This is a genomic window from Candidatus Dependentiae bacterium (genome assembly GCA_018266175.1).
Classification (GTDB): domain Bacteria; phylum Babelota; class Babeliae; order Babelales; family RVW-14; genus JAFEAY01.
In genome coordinates, this window is record JAFEAY010000028.1 from 1 (window position 1) to 19837 (window position 19837).

Annotated in this window: 16 protein-coding genes, 2 tRNA genes and 1 rRNA gene; 17 read left to right on the forward strand and 2 right to left on the reverse strand. The window is 40.2% G+C overall.

The genetic code is table 11. The annotated features are described in order from the left end of the window. Positions 1-20: 20 nt before the first annotated feature. The 4 genes from JST56_07290 (at position 21) to JST56_07305 (ending at position 3369) form a co-directional block, all read left to right on the forward strand. A 16S ribosomal RNA gene (locus JST56_07290) occupies positions 21-1560 on the forward strand. Between the two features lie 187 nt (positions 1561-1747). Next, positions 1748-1824: transfer RNA gene (locus JST56_07295), tRNA-Ile, on the forward strand. Positions 1825-1983: 159 nt separating this feature from the next. Then, positions 1984-2059 (forward strand) — tRNA-Ala (locus JST56_07300). Positions 2060-2175: 116 nt separating this feature from the next. Then, a complete protein-coding gene (locus JST56_07305; protein MBS1988762.1) occupies positions 2176-3369 on the forward strand; it encodes an aminoglycoside phosphotransferase family protein in 1194 nt (397 codons plus the stop codon). A 6-nt stretch (positions 3370-3375) separates the two neighbouring features. Here JST56_07305 and JST56_07310 read toward each other — a convergent pair whose 3' ends face one another. Beyond that, positions 3376-3864, reverse strand: a complete 489-nt coding sequence (locus JST56_07310; protein ID MBS1988763.1) for an ArgR family transcriptional regulator — start codon at positions 3862-3864, stop codon at positions 3376-3378. A gap of 149 nt (positions 3865-4013) precedes the next feature. Here JST56_07310 and JST56_07315 point away from each other — a divergent pair, with 149 nt between their 5' ends. The 6 genes from JST56_07315 to JST56_07340 are packed head-to-tail and all read left to right on the forward strand — an operon-like array spanning position 4014 to position 9119. Continuing rightward, a complete protein-coding gene (locus JST56_07315) occupies positions 4014-4763 on the forward strand; it encodes an amino acid ABC transporter substrate-binding protein (protein ID MBS1988764.1) in 750 nt (249 codons plus the stop codon). Continuing rightward, a complete protein-coding gene (locus tag JST56_07320) occupies positions 4751-5395 on the forward strand; it encodes an amino acid ABC transporter permease (GenBank protein MBS1988765.1) in 645 nt (214 codons plus the stop codon). The genes JST56_07315 and JST56_07320 overlap by 13 nt, the downstream gene beginning before the upstream one ends. Then, positions 5382-6035, forward strand: coding sequence for an amino acid ABC transporter ATP-binding protein (locus tag JST56_07325; GenBank protein MBS1988766.1), 654 nt, complete (start codon positions 5382-5384; stop codon positions 6033-6035). Before JST56_07320 ends, JST56_07325 begins: the two co-directional genes overlap by 14 nt. Positions 6036-6049: 14 nt before the next feature. After that, complete coding sequence (locus tag JST56_07330) at positions 6050-7303, forward strand: argininosuccinate synthase (protein ID MBS1988767.1); 1254 nt, start codon at positions 6050-6052, stop codon at positions 7301-7303. Continuing rightward, complete coding sequence (argH, locus tag JST56_07335; GenBank protein ID MBS1988768.1) at positions 7293-8531, forward strand: argininosuccinate lyase; 1239 nt, start codon at positions 7293-7295, stop codon at positions 8529-8531. Before JST56_07330 ends, argH begins: the two co-directional genes overlap by 11 nt. Positions 8532-8591: 60 nt before the next feature. Beyond that, positions 8592-9119, forward strand: a complete 528-nt coding sequence (locus JST56_07340; GenBank protein MBS1988769.1) for a hypothetical protein — start codon at positions 8592-8594, stop codon at positions 9117-9119. A 17-nt stretch (positions 9120-9136) separates the two neighbouring features. On the opposite strand, the gene JST56_07345 is transcribed toward JST56_07340, so the two are convergent. Further along, the gene (locus JST56_07345; protein ID MBS1988770.1) at positions 9137-10477 is read right to left on the reverse strand and encodes a hypothetical protein; all 1341 of its coding nucleotides are present in this window, start codon (positions 10475-10477) and stop codon (positions 9137-9139) included. 363 nt (positions 10478-10840) lie between these two features. On the opposite strand from JST56_07345, the gene JST56_07350 reads away from it, so the two are divergent. The 7 genes from JST56_07350 to JST56_07380 all read left to right on the forward strand — a co-directional run bounded on the left by JST56_07350 (position 10841) and on the right by JST56_07380 (position 19677). Continuing rightward, positions 10841-12160 (forward strand): hypothetical protein, encoded by a 1320-nt coding sequence (locus tag JST56_07350; protein ID MBS1988771.1) that lies wholly within the window; start codon positions 10841-10843, stop codon positions 12158-12160. Between the two features lie 89 nt (positions 12161-12249). Continuing rightward, positions 12250-13767 carry an AAA family ATPase gene (locus JST56_07355; GenBank protein ID MBS1988772.1) on the forward strand — a complete coding sequence of 506 codons (1518 nt, stop codon included), beginning with the start codon at positions 12250-12252 and terminating at the stop codon, positions 13765-13767. A 162-nt stretch (positions 13768-13929) separates the two neighbouring features. Further along, positions 13930-14619, forward strand: coding sequence for a Bax inhibitor-1/YccA family protein (locus JST56_07360; protein ID MBS1988773.1), 690 nt, complete (start codon positions 13930-13932; stop codon positions 14617-14619). 92 nt (positions 14620-14711) lie between these two features. Next, positions 14712-15758: an FAD-dependent oxidoreductase gene (locus JST56_07365; GenBank protein ID MBS1988774.1), complete on the forward strand. Its 1047-nt coding sequence runs from the start codon at positions 14712-14714 to the stop codon at positions 15756-15758. An 86-nt stretch (positions 15759-15844) separates the two neighbouring features. Next, complete coding sequence (locus JST56_07370; GenBank protein ID MBS1988775.1) at positions 15845-16963, forward strand: hypothetical protein; 1119 nt, start codon at positions 15845-15847, stop codon at positions 16961-16963. Positions 16964-17073: 110 nt separating this feature from the next. After that, positions 17074-18549 (forward strand): metallophosphoesterase, encoded by a 1476-nt coding sequence (locus JST56_07375; protein ID MBS1988776.1) that lies wholly within the window; start codon positions 17074-17076, stop codon positions 18547-18549. Positions 18550-18612: 63 nt separating this feature from the next. Beyond that, entirely contained in the window at positions 18613-19677 is a 1065-nt protein-coding gene (locus JST56_07380) for a hypothetical protein (GenBank protein ID MBS1988777.1), read from the forward strand. The last annotated feature ends 160 nt before the right edge of the window (positions 19678-19837 follow it).

Below are 19837 nucleotides of genomic sequence, written 5' to 3' on the forward strand. Positions count from 1 at the left end.
GAGGATCTCTGTTAAATTTTGATATGGAGAGTTTGATTCTGGCTCAGAATGAACGCTGGCGGCGTGCTTAACACATGCAAGTCGAACGCGAAAGTCCTTCGGGATGAGTAAAGTGGCGAACGGGTGCATAACGCGTAGGAATCTACCCTTGGGTGAAGGATACCCTAGAGAAATTTAGGCTAATACTGCATAAGCCGGGAAACCGGGAAAGGTGGCCTCTTGCTACCGCACAAGGATGAGCCTGCGTACTATTAGTTAGTTGGTGAGGTAAAGGCTCACCAAGACGAAGATGGTTAGCTGGCCTGAGAGGGTGTACAGCCACAATGGGACTGAGATACGGCCCATACTCCTACGGGAGGCAGCAGTGGGGAATATTGCACAATGGGCGAAAGCCTGATGCAGCGACGCCGCGTGGAGGATGAAGGTTTTCGGATTGTAAACTCCTGTTAAGTGGGAAGAAAGAACACGGGTTAATACCCCGTGGAGATGACGGTACCACTAGAGAAAGCACCGGCTAACTTCGTGCCAGCAGCCGCGGTAATACGAGGGGTGCAAGCGTTATTCGGAATAACTGGGCGTAAAGAGCGCGTAGGCGGCTTGTTAAGTCTGTTGTTAAATTACCTAGCTTAACTGGGAAGAGGCAATAGAAACTGGCGAGCTAGAGGACAAGAGAGAGAAGTGGAATTCTCGGAGTAGCGGTAAAATGCGTAGATCTCGAGAGGAACACCGATGGCGAAGGCAGCTTCTTGGCTTGTATCTGACGCTCAAGTGCGAAAGCGTGGGGAGCAAACAGGATTAGATACCCTGGTAGTCCACGCTGTAAACGATGATCACTGGATATGGGATTTGCAAAGCAGATTCTGTGTCGAAGCTAACGCGTTAAGTGATCCGCCTGGGGAGTACGGTCGCAAGATTAAAACTCAAAGAAATTGACGGGGGTCCGCACAAGCGGTGGAACATGTGGTTTAATTCGACACTACGCGAGGAACCTTACCTGGGCTTGACATGTAATTGTTACTGATGGAAACATCGGGTTTCACGGGAAACCGTGAACTGTTACACAGGTGCTGCATGGCTGTCGTCAGCTCGTGTCGTGAGATGTTGGGTTAAGTCCTTTAACGAGCGCAACCCTTGCCGTTAGTTGCTATTGCGAAAGCAAGCACTCTAGCGGGACTGCCTGGGAAACCAGGAGGAAGGTGGGGATGACGTCAAGTCCGCATGGCCCTTATGTCCAGGGCTACACACGTGTTACAATGGTGAGTACAAACGGAAGCAAGACCGCGAGGTGGAGCAAACCTGATAAAACTCATCTAAGTTCGGATTGAAGTCTGCAACTCGACTTCATGAAGTTGAAATCGCTAGTAATCGCGCATCAGAACGGCGCGGTGAATACGTTCTCGGACCTTGTACACACCGCCCGTCACACCATGGGAGCTGTCTACACCCGAAATTATTTTAGCTAACCTTTACCGGAGGCGGGTAATGAAGGTGAGGAGAGTGACTGGGGTGAAGTCGTAACAAGGTAGCTGTAGGAGAACCTGCGGCTGGATCACCTCCTTTCGAGGGAGATTAATGCCTAACTAGTTTAGGCGCCTATACAGGTGTAATAAAAATTTAGAGATTCTCATCAATTCAGGGATTCATACGAGTGTTAGCTTAGAGGACCCGCTCGTCCTGAGTGTTTTGCGTAAGCAAAACGTATCGAAGGATTTGAGTGAGTCTTGTAATAAGCGTAACATTTTGGACTGGGCCCATAGCTCAGTTGGTTAGAGCACCCCGCTGATAACGGGGAGGTCAGTCGTTCGAGTCGACTTGGGCCCACCATATTACAATGTTTAATATTTCAAACAAATAAATTATCTGTAATGTATTAAAAATTACTTCATGTAACAATAACTGTTATAGTAAAATATTTCTTGACAATTAAGCAGTTGTAGTAAAAAATATATCGTATATCTGCATAAAATAAGATTCCCAAATTCTGGGGGTGTAGCTCAGTTGGTAGAGCGTCTGATTTGCACTCAGAAGGTCAGCGGTTCGACTCCGCTCACCTCCACCAGATTTAAGCCCTGCAAGGTAAAACTTGTGGGGCTTTTTTATTTCCCTTCAGGTTATGTTATAATTCATATAGATAATTATTCAATCTGTTTTTTCTAAAAATGCTTAAGGTTTTTAATGATTTTAAAAAAATATGCAATCAAAGTCATTGCTGTTGTCGTGCTTGCGTTTGGAGCATTTGCATGTTCAACACGTTTTGTATCTGCAAGTAAAGCACAAAAATTTTTTAGGAATCACTGCGTTCAAGGACAAAATATTTTTGAAGACAAAAATGATGCACAGCGAGCCTATGATACGCTTTTGAAATTTTCTGGTGACCAAGAAAAGTTAGATCAAGTGAGTGATATCAAAAAACTTGCTGGTGGCTTCTCGGGTGCAATAATTTTTTCTTTTATACTCGAAGAGCATTCATATGTTGGAAGGCTTTTTGCTTCTGATCATAGTCAGCAAGAAATGCTCGAAGAAGTAACTGCACAATCTGCAGGAGCAGAGCTTGGCTATGCACCAAAAATTTATGTGTACGATTTGCAAAAACGTTCTGTAATTATGGACCTTGTGCAAGGCAAAAGCCTTAACGACCCTAGTCTTACGCATAATGATTCTCTGCTTAAAGAATGCGCGTGCGCTCTGCGTGCAATGCACGGTGTTACTCGCTCGGCAAATCCAGATTTGCAAATACATGAGTATACAAAAAATCGAATTGGCCTTGATGCTCAGGCACTAATAAAAAGCTGTATTCAAATGTTTCCTGAAAGTGTTGTGATACCAGAGCTTCGAAATTATGCGCAACAATTAAGTGATGTTGCAAGTAGCATGCCGCACGCGGTTGCTCTTACGCATAATGACATTCATTGTGGGAATATTTTGGTTGATGATGTTGGTTCTGTAAAAATAATCGATTGGACGGACTCAGGGTATGACAATCCTTTAAATGATTGTGCGATATTTTTGAATCAGTATGTTAATGAGCATGCCCCTGTTCTTGAAAACCGAGAGAAATTTCTTAAATATTATTTTGGGCGGGATCCATCGGCTCAAGAACTTGCTTGGTTGCGTATTCTTCTGAACCTTTATCGTATTGAAGTAATAGGCCACATTATTACCACTCCAAGCGTTATTGCACATCCAAGTAGCTCGTTTCAGGAAGCTCTTAAAAAAAGCATTGAGCTGTATGTACGAGATGGAATTTATGATGAAACCCTGGCCAAAAATTCAGGCTATATTGTTTATGCTATTAGAGCATGGATTGAGGAAATGAAGTTATATATTTCTCAAGAGTTCGATGAAGATAAAAGGCTTTTGCAGAGTTAACTCTGTTCATTTTTCGTCCCAATTAAGCTTTAACATTGAAGATTTTTGCAGGTACGGAAACTCTTTGTGAATTAAGCCCAGTACATTTTCTAAATCACTTTTACTTTTAATGATAATCAGAACGGTGTCATCACCAGCAATCGTTCCTATGATCCCAGTGCTTATGTTATTTTTTGAAGAATAGTTTCCATATTTTTGATCCCAAAAATAAGCTAAGCCGCTTGCCTGACCAGGGTTGGTATGCAATACAATCAGCCCAAAATCTGAAACTTGCATATTCAAGACCAGAGGTAAGTGTGGCTGATTAAACTCTATCACCTGATAAACTCCAGCAACTTTGGCAATTTTAAGTTTTTTAAGCCGTCGTGATAGTGTTGCCTGTGGAATATCAAACCCTCGACTTTGTAATAAATCTTGTAATTCACTCTGTTCAGAAATTTCATTGTTTTGGATGATATTCAAAATGTGACCATCTAAAACCGTCTCTTGAAGCATATTTACCCTTATTTTTGAATTTATACTCACTGTTATTGATATTATATTCACTTGCGCTTGACAATGCAATGCTTGGTTGTTATATTCAGATTATGAATAAAATATGAATACATATTCACCATGGGCGGATAAAGAATAGGGAGTCGAAGATGAAAAATTATATGAATGTGGTATTGGGTGTTGCATTGTTATTCGCAGTAAGTGGATGCGGTAATCACCATAAATTAGGTAATGTTATAAGTTTTGGGATTTCGGCAGAATATCCACCTTTTGAATATATTCAAAAGGGTGTCTTGAAAGGTTTTGATATTGATCTTGCGCGCTTAGTTGCAAAGCAGCTCAATAAAAAGGCTGTTTTTGAGAATATGCAGTTCAGCACTATTCTTCCCGCAACGCAAAGTGGACATGTTGATGCTGCTATTTCAACGATCACCATTACCCCAGAGCGAGAGAAAAATTTTGATTTTTCAGACAGCTATTACATTGAAAGTTTAGCTATGGTGTATCCAAATGGTGCGCCAATTATTCATGAGTCTCAATTGTCTGGCAAAAAAATTGCGTGCCAATTGGGGACAACCATGGAAGTTTGGCTCAAAGAGCATGCGCCAGATACGCAAATCATTACCTTTGATGGTAATCCACAAGCTATAGAAGCGTTAAAGGCTGGTCATGTTGACGGTGTGTTTATTGATGGCATACAAGCGACGGTTTTTAGCAAAAATAATTTGGGTTTGGCTTATGCGGTGCTTGCTCAGTCCGATACCGGTTATGGTGTTGCGGTTAAAAAAGGTTCGCCTTTAAAAGATGAAATAAATGCAGCACTCAAGGCTTTGGAAAATAGTGGTGAGTTGGCAGCACTGAAGAAGAAGTGTTTTGTGGAGGGGCAATGGACAAGTTAATATCATATATTTTTTTTATTGGCTCGGGAGTTGCTTTTACTCTCGGGCTCCTGATTGGGGGATTGTTGTTAGGGCTTACCCTGGGAATAACCTTGTCGGTATTGAGATACAACAAAGTTTGTGCTGGTCTTATCAATCTCGTTATATCAATTGTGCGAGGAACCCCTTTAATTTTACAGTTGAGCTTAGTTTATTTTTCAGCTCCAAGTCTTATCGGGATCAGGCTCGATATTTTAAGCGCGGGTATTCTTACCTTTGGCTTTAACAGTTCAGCTTATATCGCAGAAATTGTAAGAGCCGGCATTCAGAGCTTGCCTCAAGGGCAGTTTGAAGCGGCAAAAACATTAGAGATTCCAAGCTTTTATATGTGGAAAGATATTATTTTGCCGCAAGTCATCAAGAATATTTTGCCGGCAATGGTAGGTGAAGTTATTGCGTTACTCAAAGAAACTGCACTGATTGCAACCATTGGTGGCATGGACATTATGAGAACGGCTCAGATGCTTGCAGCAGAGCAATTTACCTACTTTATGCCTTTGTGTATTGCGGGTTTCTATTACTATGCATTGGTATTACTCATTGAGTTCATTGGGAAAAAAATTGAAAAGGGGGGCGCACATGCTCACAATTAAAAAAGCGAATAAGGTTTTTAATGGTGTCCCTGTGCTGGACGATATAAACTTGAGTATAAAAAAAACGACTATTGTTGGGCTTGCTGGTCCTTCGGGGAGTGGCAAATCAACCTTGCTCCGATGCATCCAAAAGTTAGAAAAACTTGATTCGGGTATTATCGACAGTAAGGGAAAATGTGGATTTATGTTCCAAGATTTTCAGCTTTTCCCGCATATGACCGTTATGCAGAATCTTGTCTATGCCCCAAAGCTTAAAAATAAGGGCCAAGATTATGATCAGCAAGCAGAAGCAATACTTCAAAATTTGGGAATTGCGCATAAAGCTTATGAGTATCCAGGAAAATTATCGGGTGGGCAGAAACAGCGTGTTGCACTCGCAAGAAGTTTAATGATGCAGCCTGATATTTTGTTGTGCGATGAACCAACTTCAGGATTGGATGTGGCAACAACAATGGATGTTGTTACGTTATTAAAGTCGGTCAAAGACATTGGTACAACCATGGTTATTGCTTCACATGACTTAGATTTTTTAACAAAAATATCCGACAGGATTGTTCTGCTCAAAGCGGGAAAAATTCTTGTGGATGTGGAACTGCAAAATATCGGTGACCCCGTTAATTATTTAAAAAAATATTATTAAACGAGATAAATGTTATGAATAAAACTATTAAAAAAATTGTACTTGCTTACTCTGGTGGGCTTGATACGTCGGTCATGATTCCGTGGCTTAAGGAGCATTATCCTGTTGCTGACATCATTGCTGTTACGGTTAATGTTGGGCAAAACGAAGATTTAAGCGCAATAAAAAGTAAAGCATTAAAAAGTGGAGCTGCTTCTGCTCATGTTATTAATATGCAAGAAGAATTCATTCATGATTATGTGTGGCCGCTTGTTAAATCTGGCGCGTTGTACGAAGAACAGTACATTCTGGGAACCATCTCTCGTCCGTTGATCGCGCAAAAATTAGTTGAAATTGCATTGCAAGAAAATGCCGATGCAATTGCGCATGGAGCAACGGGCAAGGGCAACGATCAGGTGCGATTTGAATATACGATTAAGGCGTTGGCTCCTCATATCAACATTATTGCACCATGGCGATCATGGGAGATTAAATCTCGACAAGATGCGCTGCGTTATGCTCAAAAGCATGGTATTGAAATTTTGAGCACACACAATGGTTTGCACGAAAGTAAACCAAAAAGCCCTTACTCACGAGACCATAATATCTGGTACATTTCTCACGAAGGTGGAAATATTGAAGACCTTACGTCTGGACAGCCTGAAGACGTTCTTCTTATGACATCTTCGCTTGAGCAAGCGTGCAATGATTCTGAAATAATTACTGTTGATTTTGAACAGGGTGTGCCTGTGGCGCTGAACGGTGTGAAGAAGAATTCAGCTATTCTTCTGGCAGAACTCAACGCGATAGGTGGTAAGCACGGTATTGGTGTTGCAGATATTATTGAAAATCGTTTAGTTGGTATGAAGATCAGAGGTATCTACGAAGCACCCGGTGCGGCAATTATTTATAAAGCACATCACATACTTGAAGCATTGTGTTTAGACAAAGATATGTTGCATCTCAAACAATCGCTTAAAGCAAGTTATGCAAATATCGTGTATGAAGGACGTTGGTTTTCTCAGAGTAAAGAGGCTCTGGATGCTTTTTTTGAAGTGGCTCAAAAGCATGTAACAGGATGCGTTACGTTAAAGCTTTATAAAGGCAATATTGTTTTTGCAGGCATCACCTCACCATACAGTCTTCATAGCCCAGCGCTTGCAACATTTGAAGAAGATGAAATATACAACCAGGCCGATGCGCAGGGTTTTATAAATTTATTTGCGCTTTCAGCGCAGGTCTATGGAATGGTTCATAGGGGAAAAAGGGAAGGTAACAATGAGCAATAAAACCTGGGGCGGTCGATTTAAAAAACCTTTAGACCCAAGAGTTTGTGCGTTTAATGCATCGCTCGCTTTTGATCATGTGTTGTATGAATACGACATTATGGGAAGCAAAACGCATGCAAAAATGCTTGGTAAGCAGGGCTTAATTTCTGATCAAGAAGCACAAGATATTTGTGATGCACTCACTCAAATCTGTGCCGAAATTAAAAATGGTTTGCACCCCTTAGATGAAAACAGTGAAGATGTTCATATGTTTATTGAGCAAGTTTTGATCAATAAAATTGGTGATACCGGTAAAAAATTGCATACGGGAAGAAGCAGAAATGATCAGGTCGCGCTTGACCTGAGGCTCTATGCTCGTGATGCTGGTGTAACCATAAAAAAACAAATTACTTGTTTGGTTAATGCGTTAGAACATCTTATGAATAAACACAAAAATGATACTATGCCGGGCTATACGCACCTTCAACAGGCTCAGCCTATTACATTGGGGAACTATTTTGGTGCATATTGCGCAATGTTTAAACGTGACCTGAGTCGTCTGGATGACTGGTGTGTGCGAATGAATTTTTCTCCCTTGGGAGCAGGTGCGCTTGCCGGGAGCAGCTTGCCCTTAGATAGGAAAAGCGTTGCGGATGAATTGATGTTTGATGGCATTATAGAAAACACACTCGATGCGGTGAGTGACCGAGATTATGTTGTAGAGTTTTGCAGTTTTGCATCAATAGTGATGATGCACTTATCACGCATGTGCGAAGATTTGATTCTGTGGGCAACGCAGGAATTTAATTTTTTAACCTTGGATGATTCTTTTTCAACCGGCTCTTCGTTGATGCCCAACAAAAAGAACCCCGATGTTTTAGAGCTTATTCGAGGGAAAAGCGGCCGTGTTTTTGGACATCTTATGGCAATTTTAACGATCATGAAGGGTTTGCCATTAGCTTACAATAAAGATATGCAAGAGGATAAAGAGGGTTTTTTTGATACCGTGAATACCCTTTCTCAATGCCTAGAAATTATTACCCCATTTTTAGAGGCAACGCATTTTAATATCGATGTCATGAGCAAACGCGCAAAGTCTGGGTATTTAGATGCAACTCAAATACTCGAATCCTTAGTTTTACAGGGTGTGCCATTTCGAGATGCGCATCATCAAGTTGGGCTGTGGGTTACTCAGGCTATTCAAAAAAAATGTTCTCTGAAAGAGATACAAGAAGCTGAAAAAATTTAATTTTGTAGATCATAGTAATCATAGTTCCCCTTTGGCGATAATAAAGTTGAAGGGGAATTTATGTGGAAGCAATTACGTTGGTTCATATTTCTTGTATGGGCATGTTGTATTTCTTCTATGCTTCAGGTACTACCGTGCCAACCGCACGAAATTTCATGGCAGAGTAAACTTTCAGATAAAACGTTGCAAGATAGTTGGACTATTTGGGACAGAGATTTTCGGCCACACATAAAGCCAGCAAGTGAACAATGCGAATTTATTGCAGCATGTGAGCAGATGGAATATTGCATCATGACGGTGGACGATTTCCTTAAGCTGCAGGTTGAAAACCACCGCCTTGTGCGTTACGCTCATGCAAAAAGTCCTGAAGAATTTTATCCTACAAACGATAAGCCGCGTCAAAAAAATGAAGATGTTGATAGTGTTTATTATCATATGACAACACAAGATTTGGTAAGCCCTATTTGTGTCATCTGTGTCCATGATCAGAGTGGACGTGCGCGAAAAATTAAGCTTGATGGGAGCCATCGCTTGGTGGCGGCAAAATTATGCGGGTCACGCATTTGTGTTTGTTTTATTAGTTTATAAATTTTGTCGAGTATTTTTCAATACAAGAAATACCAACATAGGCAGCTGAATGCTGCATACCACGTGTATGACTGTAGATCAAATTTATGAACCAGGGTTATACCCCATGTTCTATAGGCATGAGTTGCAATGAACCCAAAATGTAATGTGCGCATTACAATCAATATTACTAAAAATTCAGGTGCAGAGAACAAAAAGTATCTAAAAATAATAAAAAATGCTGTGAGCTCAATTAATTTAATAATGCATAAGTGGTGCGCAGCTTCTTCAAGAATGTACCATTGCTCGTAGAGCATGAAGAAAAATTCAAAAAAAGTGATAATCAAAAAAAGTAGACAGAGCAGAGATATGTGGATTGCAGTGCTTTGTAGGTATCCACTATGTAGCCCTCCAATGCAGAGTGGGAAAAAAAGCATACCAGCAGGGATAACGATGGAAAAAAGCTTTGAGGCTAGCTGTGTAAATACAGCGCATTTAGTTTCAAGATCCTGATTTTTCACCCGTGCAAGCAGGCCATTTCCTGAATAACCAATAGAAAGTTTAACAACTGCAGAGACAATTTTTGCTAACTTACTGGCAAAGAAAAAGAGACCCGCTGTTTTTAAACCGAACTGAAAAGCAAAGAGCGGTGTTAAGAAATGGACAGCAAAAATATTTCTGCTGAGACGAAGGAGATAGTTCGATGCTCGGTTACGTGCCAAGCGCCAGCCAAAGTTTGTGGGAATGTCCAGATCGCTGTCAGGAAGTTGTTGATAGCTTTGCCTGAGAAGCAGATAAAAAATAGTTAGACAAATAAGTGCGCTTGCCAGGTGTGACCACATGATGAGTGAAATAGTGATCTGGTATTGAGTCAAAAAGTGCAATCCCCATATTGATTTAATACGCAGAATGAGCAACCCAAGTTCTGTGGTAATAATGGCTTTTGTTTTAAAAAGAGCATAGAGCAATTGTCGCATGAATGACTGAATCGTTTCAAGAACAATCAACATTAAAATTATGATGAGCAGGATAGGATTGATATTTTGACCAAGTGAACTGTGGAAACAAAAGATCAAAGCGCCGACGCTTGTCAGTACCACAAAGGGTAAGTGGGGCAATAAAGTTCTTTGTATGAGCAAAAAACGCCAATTCTGCTTATTCTGGACAATTATTTGAAGAAACGGGGTGATTGAGTTGGTCATGCCCAGGTCGGCAATGTGAGTGACTATATGGATAATGCCCAGCAGGCTGCCCAGCAGTCCATACGTTTCTAGCCCAAAGATACTCAAAATTGCACTTGAGTGTGCTAAGACGAGAAGCTCGTAAGCCAGGCTTCCCACAACAGTGGTATTGAATTGTGATCTAAATGCTTGATTCATTACGCTTCCTATAATTTCTTTCCTTGAACCGCTCATCCTGAGTGCCCGTTGAAGTTCGAAGGACGTAGGCGGGTGTATCGAAGGGCGCTGGCATTATCCAGATCAGGTTTAAGGGTTAAGCATGCGCTTTCTCAGCCGTTAGGCACCCCTGGTAAGAGTTAAAAAAGTATTAATGTTATGAAGAGTGTATCATTCTCAAGTTATTTTTGAATAATAATTTGAGCTTTTTTATTTTCTATTTGAGTTACGCGGTTGATGGGTTATTTCTTGACAGGGTTTTTTTTCTAAGTAGAATAGGTCGGCCTGTGTTATTTAACACGCTATAAAATTGAAAAACAGCGTTCTGGTTGTAAACGAGATGTTATGCAAAAAAAACTTTTCATAAATATAAAGCTATTTGTACTTGTGCTTTGGTACGCATTTTTTATGAATACCGCACATGGAATGGATAATCAATCAAACATTAATCTGTCAGCTGCTGATAGAGCTGAATTTGATGCGATAGCTCAAGAATGCCAAGACTTCATACAAAATCAGGCAATTGGTGATGATGAAATGGGGCGTCTTAGGCAAGAGATGGAGCGACTGGTTAATGATTTAGCTGCGCAAGACCCTCGACCATTTGCCGATTTTCAAAATAAGGTTCTTCTTGAAGTAGGATTGCCTGAGGTTAATTTAGATGATTTAGACAGGCGTCTTGGAGCTCTTTTGGATGATAGACGTCCTTATCGAGGTTATGAGCATCGCATTGATGATAAAATCATCAATGAAACGTTTCAGATTACTGGCCATAATCTTTTTCAAGTTATGTTTATGACTGCTCGTTGCGGTCTAGATTATGCATTTTTGAAACAGCTTAAGAAATATTATTTTCAAAGCGTCCTTGCTGATTTTGATCATAAAGTTCAACAGATCATTGATACGCTTGTTTGTGTGGAGCAGGATGAAGATGGTGAGCTGCTTTGGAGTAATAACGCACAACAGCTCGTTCAAGAAGCTTTCATAGAAGCTTTCAGCCCAAATGAAGAGACCACTTTCAAAGTCATAATCCTTTTTGGGTTATATTTTCTTGTCTCTGAATGCTATCGAAGTATAAAAAAACAAACTCTGAATAAACCGTGGACGGGTTTTTTTGAGCTTTTCACTGAAAACACACAAGAGCATGCTCAGACTAGTAATCCCCTTTTGACGGGAACTTTGTCTTTAGTTGATGGCTGGGTACTCGGTGGTGAATCTTCAATTATTACAGAAAATTTACCAACGGTGCGCAAATATGCACTCTTATTTACTGGTTATAATTATGCATTTTTAAATAGTTCTTATTTTGAATTACTTAAAAATTCACTGGTTCTTGCTCGTTTTTCTAGGCAGACAAAGTCCTATTTTCAAGGTCAAACGAAAGCATTTATTAATAAAAATAAAGATACACTATGTGCAGTGATAAACTGCTTTGCACGTACAAAAATCGGTAAAAATCAAGAGCAGCAAAAATTGGCAGCAGAACGACTTAAGCAGTTAATTATAGAAAGCTACGATTATCCCTTTATGCAATGGGTTCGGTTCAAAGGAAATTGTTTATTTTGGAGCACAATTTGGATTGAAATGTTGTTGATGTTGCCTGCAGCTATAACGAGTGGAATAGCAGTATATCAGGGTATCCAAGCAATTTATGCAGTTGAATAATAGTGAACAATAGTTGAAAAAGAGTTGCAGAAATATAAGAAAGTTTTTCTATGTTAAGACGAGTGTTGAGATCAAAGTATATTCGTATAATGGTTATAGTAGTTGGCATGCTTTACGTTGCTCAAACGGTGAATGCCATGCGTTATACTGGTGAAAGGGTTGCAGACTGGATTAATGCTCGGGCTGAAGCTGGACGGCGAGATGTAGAACGTAATTTTGTCTCAAACCAAGTTCGGCATCATCAACTTATGCGTGAAATTGATGAGTTAGCAGCAATTAACGTAAATCATCCTGGTATTGCAGTTCGTCAAGCTGAAATAGCAAGAATGCAGGGACAGGAGAATGTACTTAATAACTTTGCCAATACTGTTGGTAATACTTTTGGTCAAGCGGCAACGCTTCTTATCAATGAGCAGGGCGCTGAACATCGACGCGCGGAGATACGCGATCGGGAGATGGTGAGAGGCATTGTTGCTAATAAGCGAAAGCTTGCAGAGCTTGAAGCATGGTTAAAAACACTCAAAGATCCTAAAGTGTTAGCAACATGGGCAGCTGCGCTTGCAGGAACCACCCTTGGTGTTGTTGGGGCTTACTACACCGCAAAAATTGGTTACCAGTATGTTGATGCGCGCATGGGCAAACCGGCGCTCGTTCGTGAATCTTCACGAGTCAGTGTATGGCTTGAGCTTCAGCGTGTTTTTGGATTCAACTTGCCACCTGAAGCAAAATTGACCGACATCGTGCTTGAGCCGGCAATTGAAAAACAAGTTTATGCCCTTGCAGATGATACCAAGCTTGTTCGTGAATATGGCCTCACCTATCAAAATATGCTCTATTACGGTCCCCCAGGAACCGGTAAAACCGAGTTTGCAAAAACGGTTGCGCATTATGCAGACATGGATTATGCAATTATGTCTGGTGCAGACTTTAGCCAGTTTAAAGGTGGCGAAGGCATTACTGAAATGCATAAGCTTTTTGATTGGGCCGAGGCAAGTGAGCGTGGATTGATTATTTTCATCGACGAAGCTGACGCTTGTTTTCGTGACCGCTCAACGCTTGATAAAGATGGTGTGAATTTGGTGAACGCATTCTTGTCCAGAACCGGTGCATCATCAGATAAATTTATGATCATTTTGGCAACAAACTATGAAGACGAACTTGATGGTGCCGTCAGAAGCCGTATTCATAAAAAAATTCCATTTATGCTTCCTGCACTTGAACAGCGTTTCAAGATTATGCAAAAGAAGATTGATAAATACATCATCGATGATATTCGTGAAGTGGTCAGAGAAGATGGTACCCAAGTTACCTACCAGCTTACCTTTGCAGACGATGTTAATGAAAGCTACTTGCGTAATGTTGCGCAACGTATTGATGGATTCTCGGGTCGTGATATAGATCAGTTTATCGCAGAAGTTCGCTTAGCGACCTATCGCTCCGGCAACCTTTTTATAACACGCGAAGTCTTTGACTACGTGATTAATGAAAAGATTAAGCAAATCGAAAAAGATAAGCAGACAACTGAGTATCAACGTGCTCGAGCGCGCAAACAGGGTAATGCTGTTGCTCTGCCAGCCGGCGCTCCTGTCGCTGCAGTTGCGGCATAAGTAATTTGTGATTGATATGAACCTACGAAGAGCCGGATTAAACCCCGGCTCTTTTTGCTGAATATGCAACCTTTTGTGCGCAAAAGTCCTTTGTGCTAGAATAGCGGAGTGCCTGCCATGCCGCAGGATGATTGTCTGACCCAATTACCTAAGGAGTCCTTGATGATGAATCCCGATTATTCACAAAACCGAAGTGTCTCTTCATTCATGTATAAAGTCTATGCCTGGATGACGAGCGGTCTTTTTGTAACTGCTACAACCGCGTATAGTGTGTATGCATATCCACCACTTTTTGCAGCAATCATGAGCAGTAAGCTTATTATTATTGGCTTGTTTGTTGCGCAAATACTTTTGGTTATTGCACTCTCTGCTTTTATTAATAAAATGAGTTTTGCAACGGCTGCAATCACCTTTATTGTCTATTCAGCGCTTCTTGGCCTAACGCTTTCGTCTATTTTCTTTGTTTATCAAATGGGCTCAATTTACATGGTCTTTGGTATTACCGTTGGCATGTTTGGCACCATGGCGCTCTATGGCTATGCAACCGGGGCCGACTTGAGCAGCTTTGGTAATATCATGTTTATGGGTTTAATTGGCTTGCTTATAGGATCGCTGGTTAACATCTTTTTACGAAGCAACATGTTTGGGTATATACTTTCATTTTTAGGCGTTGCCGTTTTTACCGGCCTTGTTGCGTATGATGTACAACGCATAAAATATATGGGGCTTCAGATGCTTGGGCAGGGTGAGTTAGAAAAAAAAGTTGCTTTGCTCGGTGCTTTGACGCTTTACCTTGATTTTATAAATCTTTTCTTGTTCCTCCTTCAATTGCTCGGCAAACGAAGAGATTGATTCAGTTCCGTGTACAAAATGTGTTAGATTAAGGGCCTCTGGATTTTCCAGGGGCTTTTTTTATAGGTCATAAGTCATGAAGGAGAATAATAATGAAGAAAGTTTTATGTGCGATTGTTTCTTTACTGTCTATTGGATCATGTATTCCAGCATCTAATCATGCTGTGCCAAAGCGTAAACTTCCTGTCCAGTGTAAAAAACCAAATCTTTCAGATGATCAAATTATTGGCTATAGTATGGGCATTCGGCCTTGTCGAATATCTGGTGTTAGGTTAGAAACGGAGCATGTAAAAGACAAAATAATTATTCATAACTACGGGCATGGTGGATCTGGGATTACCTTATCCTGGGGTTGCGCAGAGCACGTTCTTGAGCTTCTGGAACAAGAGCGTGTAGAAACACGTTCTATAGCTGATCAGCCTATCGCAGTTGTTGGTGCCGGAATTATCGGCTTAAGCGTTGCTCATGTGCTTCTTGATAAAGGATATAGGGTTAATATCTATGCCAAAGATTTTCCACCTCATATAACAGCAAGTGTGGGCTCAGGAGCCATTCGTCCATTTGGTTTGGGAGAAGGTCAAGATCAAGTATTACTTAAAAAAATGCATGATATTTCACGTGTACGCTTTGAAAAATATGCACATGAAAAAAAGCCAGAGTTTGGTGGGGTTAAATATATTGCTGATTTTAAAATTCGTCCTGGAATCAAAGCTGTAGAAGATAAAACATTGGTTGTACAAACAACTCAGTATCTTGATGATTTATTTGAAAAAGCAAAGCAAAAGGGTGCACAATTTATTTACAAAATTTTTCAGACAAAAGATGAAGTTACTCAGCTTTCAGAATCAATAATCATTAATTGTACCGGATATGGCGCGCGGGATCTTTTTTCAGATCAAGACTTGCTTCCAATTCGTGGTCACACGGTGTTGCTTGCTCCACAAGAAGGGATCAATTACATTGCAGGTGATTTGGATAAAAAAGATGGGATTTTCACCTCTCTAACTCCTCATGATGATAAAATTGTAATAGCGGGAAGCTATGAAGAGAATGTTGATTCCAAAGAGCTTGATGAAGCAATTTGTAAGAAAATTTTGGAACAAGCTCGAGCATTTTTTAATGAGATTGAATTTGAATAAGAGGATAAGTAGTTTATAAGTACAAAATTAAGAACTGGGCCCCGCTTAAATTGAGGGCTCAGTTTTCACTAAGATATTTTGATTGCATGAAAAAAAAATTTTTAAAACAAAAAAGTATATCCCTTATCTTGTTAATAGTTTTCCTTCCTCAATTATTACAGGCTCAATTTTCAGTGCTGACGCATAACCAAGAAGCAGTGATTGCTCCTGAAGTAATTCAGCGCATGCAACAAGAGTATTCGTATCTCAATCAAGAACCAACAGCTCGTTGTTTTTCATCTGATTTTTTACGCAACAAAGAACAACTCTGTGCTGCGTGGGATCAAGAGCCCAACTCGCATGCTGGCCGAGTAACAACGGATGATGGTACATCAATTCCCTATACCTACTTTGATCGATCAAGCGATAAGCTTATTGTGGTTGGTCCGGGATTGCCGGTTCCGCAACAAAAGATGATTTCCTATCTCAAACTTTTTCCAGATTACGATATCATCACCTTTGATTATCGTGGGCAGGGCTTTCATGTGTCGCATCCCTATCCAGTTCAACCAAGTAAATGGTTTGGGACTCTTTTGTATCAACTTTTTATGTTTGATTTGCAAATAACCAAATTAGGGCTTGCGGAAGCACAAGAAGTGTGCGCCGTAGTTGACCAAGCGCGGATTTTTAAAGACTATAAAAAAGTGTTCGGCGTAGCTCAATGCTATTCCGCTCCAATTTTTGTTCAGGCCGCTTATCAACAACCCGGGCTTTTTGACAAACTGATTCTTGATGGCTGTTGGCCTTCACTTACAAGTGTGGTCAGAAAAATTGCGCAGTATCCTTCTCTCACCTGCACAACACACAATCCTCGCTCATGGGTTCCATGGCTTACCCAGCAAGAATGGTTTCAAGACTTTGTGCAAAAATTGACAGGATTTGTTGCTGGTGTTGAGCTTGATAAAGCTCTATCGCTTGAGGAAATGTTGCAAAAGTTAGATACTCCTATTCTTTTCTTTCAAGGGCGTGAAGATGTCTATTGCTCGCTCGAGACCTTTTATGCTATTTTTCAGAAATCTTCTCAATCGAGCATTGCGATTCTGACAGACCTTCCTCACGGGAGAAACTATTTGTGGGGCAAAGAAGTTTTTGCTGCTGTGAGCAACGCATTTTTTGAGTATACTGTCCAAGGGGTTCTTGAGATGGTCAAAGACAAAAATCATTGAAAAGACGTTAATGCAATTTTGTCTCATAGAAAAATAGGTTTATGAAAAAGTTTTTTTTTAAACGAAAACACATTCTTTGTCTCATAGCTCTTACACTGAGTATCTTGTGTGTGAAGTTGTGTATAAATATTCGGTTTGATCAAGCAGTTGAGCAACGTCGAGCATGTTCTTCAGTTGCTGAATTTGTTCAAACGTACCAAGCAAATAAAAAATTTACACTCGATTTTGAGCATGTACTTGATGAAGTCAGGCTGTTTGTTGATACAAAAGCCAAGAGCATGGGTAATACAGATCTTTGGCTTGATAGAACAATGCCAGACCAGTACTGGTTTAACGTTGATACTTTTGTGCTTTCAGATGACTACAAATCTTCAAACCAATTTTTCCCCTACGTTGAAAAGTTTGTTTTTCCAAGCGATGCACATATTGCAGTGTGGGGGGACTTGCATGGAAGTGTCAGTACGGTTGTTGAATCGCTTGTGCAGTTACAACGAGATGGCTATCTTGATGAGCAGTTTACTATTACTCGAAAAGATTTTTACTGTGTTTTCTTGGGTGACTTTGTTGATAAAGAACAGCATGGCACAGAGCTGCTTTATTTACTCATGAAGTTGCACAATCAAAACCCAGGGCATGTTTTTTTACTGCGTGGAAATCATGAAGATGCAGCGGTAAATAAAACGTTTCGAAAAGAGCTTTCCAAAAAATATCCAGATATTGATCCGGTAACCTCCAAAAAAATATTTTGTTTGTATGATCACCTGCCAGTGGCCCTTTTTGGAGGGATACGAAGCACAGATGGTTTGGTGAACGGCATTCAATTTTGTCACGCAGGTTTTGAGCATGGTTATAACGCGAGTACTTTTTTGGATAGCAGTGCGCACTTTGAATTGATCACAAAACTCAAGCGCTCCAGCATACTTGAGCAGTTGCCTGATAGCCAGTCAAAAGAGCAATTGATAAAACTAAAAGATCTTGTGCTGCGAGCATCAAGTGGGCAAGAAAAAAACTTAGAAAACAGTCTTTTGCAAGAAGCAAAAATGGAACAACATGTTATTAATGGCCATAACTGGTTTACCATCCAAATGCTTACGTGGCTTTATAAGCGAGAAATTATCAATGCACTTCCAACATTGTTTCAAGATCTTGATTTGAAATCAACTATGAACCTTGGGGATATTCGTTTAGGTTTCTCATGGAACTCTTTTACCGATCAAGAAAATAATAAACGTCTTGGCGGTCGAGACGACCTGCATGTGCTTTGGAGCTATGCACATTTTAATTGTGGTCCAGAAGCAACAAACTACTTTTTACGTCTCAATAGTACTGATACATGGACGTTGCAAACCGTTATTCGTGGGCATCAGCACCAAGGTAAAATGCTTGAAGATTTGCATCAGAGTGAAGGTCTTGCGCGATGGTTTGATGGCAAACTTGTGACAACGGTTGCCAGCCCGTTGCTCACCGGCTACGCATCATTTTTTATTTTTCATGGTGCACCTGATACAGCAGATTGGTCTATTGATCGTTATGCTGCCGTTTCAAGGTTTCCCTTTAAAAAAGAATCGAGCTCTTTATTTTCATAGTGGTCAGTCGTTAAGCTGAGAACACAAGAAAATTTTTGTATTGAGCAAAAAGGGGGGATTGGAATGGTTGCCACAAGGTATAATCGATTGTTTATGTCGTTGCTTGTATTTTGTGCACTGAGCATAAGTACAGTCTGTTTATCAAAAGAGCCAGCACGACCTTATAATTTTGATAACGGAGATGCATTTGGTTATGGAAACGCATGTTGGTTGACATCATATTTACAGTGTGCTTATCGACTTGAACCATTACGTAATCTTCTGGCAAAATTACCACAACAAAAAGGCAACGACTCTGAAGCTCTTAAGTTTTCTCGTCTTATCAAGAAGACATTTGATGAGATGTCTGTTAAAAAAAACACAAAAAATTTTCCAAAAGAGCTTTATAACACCATTTATGACAAAACAGGCGATCTTTTTCTTTCGCATAAAAAATCGTATTACGGAGTCAGTATTCAAGAAAAACCTGAATTAGATCCTCGCTCCGTAGTTACGTGGGATATTTTCGGTGAATCTGCAAAAGCAGGTGATGCTTCTCATGCAGAGCTTGATCCAATTAAAAAAGCAGAATTAGAGGCACGAAGAGATCGATTATATGTTTATGGAGAGATTTTGCTGGACTACTATCCATCGCAAAAAAGTACAATGAGTGATCATGAACGAGTTAATCAGCTTTTTTTGTATATCATCAAAAAAACTTTTAATCTTAAAAGAGCTCAACTTGCACGATATTTTCAAATTACTGATAAGCCCATTTCCCTGGGCGGGTACGAACTTGTGGCGCACATGGTGTCTCCTTCTCATGATCATGTTGCCGCGCTTGTTCGTTACGGCAACGATTGGTATTTTTATGATTCGCTTTGGAATGTGAATGTAGAGCCGAATAAAGCTGAAAAAGTACTTGATCATGGAACTGAATATTTTCAAGATTCGGTTCTAAAAGATTCTTTTTACAAGGATTATCAAAAGCCCTTTCCTGTTAATCTTTATTTTTACCAAAATTCTGAGCTAGGAATAAAACTTTTTGAACTTAAGGAACAGCTTATCATGCTCAAGGAAAAGCTTGTTGTCTTAAAAAATCAATTAGGTGTTTTGAAAAACAAATTAGCTACACCCATAAAAAAATAATGGTTCACAAAATAGAGTTTGCATATTTCGATGATGAATATCTCATCCAATTTCCCCTATAGCACGAACTATTAATGAAGAAAAGAGACTTTTGTAGCATTGGATAGTGCTTTTTTCAAGTATAAGCTCCAGGAGGTCCTTGAGATGATGAAAAGCAAAT

Bases quoted from the DNA above. Each gene is read 5' to 3' on its own strand.
- JST56_07345 (MBS1988770.1), bottom strand. From the start codon at position 10,477: ATGAATCAAGCATTTAGATCACAATTCAATACCACTGTTGTGGGAAGC.
- JST56_07330 (MBS1988767.1), top strand. From the start codon at position 6,050: ATGAATAAAACTATTAAAAAAATTGTACTTGCTTACTCTGGTGGGCTT.
- JST56_07355 (MBS1988772.1), top strand. From the start codon at position 12,250: ATGGTTATAGTAGTTGGCATGCTTTACGTTGCTCAAACGGTGAATGCC.
- JST56_07370 (MBS1988775.1), top strand. From the start codon at position 15,845: ATGAAAAAAAAATTTTTAAAACAAAAAAGTATATCCCTTATCTTGTTA.
- JST56_07310 (MBS1988763.1), bottom strand. From the start codon at position 3,864: ATGCTTCAAGAGACGGTTTTAGATGGTCACATTTTGAATATCATCCAA.
- JST56_07350 (MBS1988771.1), top strand. From the start codon at position 10,841: ATGCAAAAAAAACTTTTCATAAATATAAAGCTATTTGTACTTGTGCTT.
- JST56_07315 (MBS1988764.1), top strand. From the start codon at position 4,014: ATGAAAAATTATATGAATGTGGTATTGGGTGTTGCATTGTTATTCGCA.
- JST56_07365 (MBS1988774.1), top strand. From the start codon at position 14,712: ATGAAGAAAGTTTTATGTGCGATTGTTTCTTTACTGTCTATTGGATCA.
- JST56_07340 (MBS1988769.1), top strand. From the start codon at position 8,592: ATGTGGAAGCAATTACGTTGGTTCATATTTCTTGTATGGGCATGTTGT.
- JST56_07305 (MBS1988762.1), top strand. From the start codon at position 2,176: ATGATTTTAAAAAAATATGCAATCAAAGTCATTGCTGTTGTCGTGCTT.
- JST56_07320 (MBS1988765.1), top strand. From the start codon at position 4,751: ATGGACAAGTTAATATCATATATTTTTTTTATTGGCTCGGGAGTTGCT.
- JST56_07380 (MBS1988777.1), top strand. From the start codon at position 18,613: ATGGTTGCCACAAGGTATAATCGATTGTTTATGTCGTTGCTTGTATTT.
- JST56_07325 (MBS1988766.1), top strand. From the start codon at position 5,382: ATGCTCACAATTAAAAAAGCGAATAAGGTTTTTAATGGTGTCCCTGTG.
- JST56_07360 (MBS1988773.1), top strand. From the start codon at position 13,930: ATGATGAATCCCGATTATTCACAAAACCGAAGTGTCTCTTCATTCATG.
- argH (MBS1988768.1), top strand. From the start codon at position 7,293: ATGAGCAATAAAACCTGGGGCGGTCGATTTAAAAAACCTTTAGACCCA.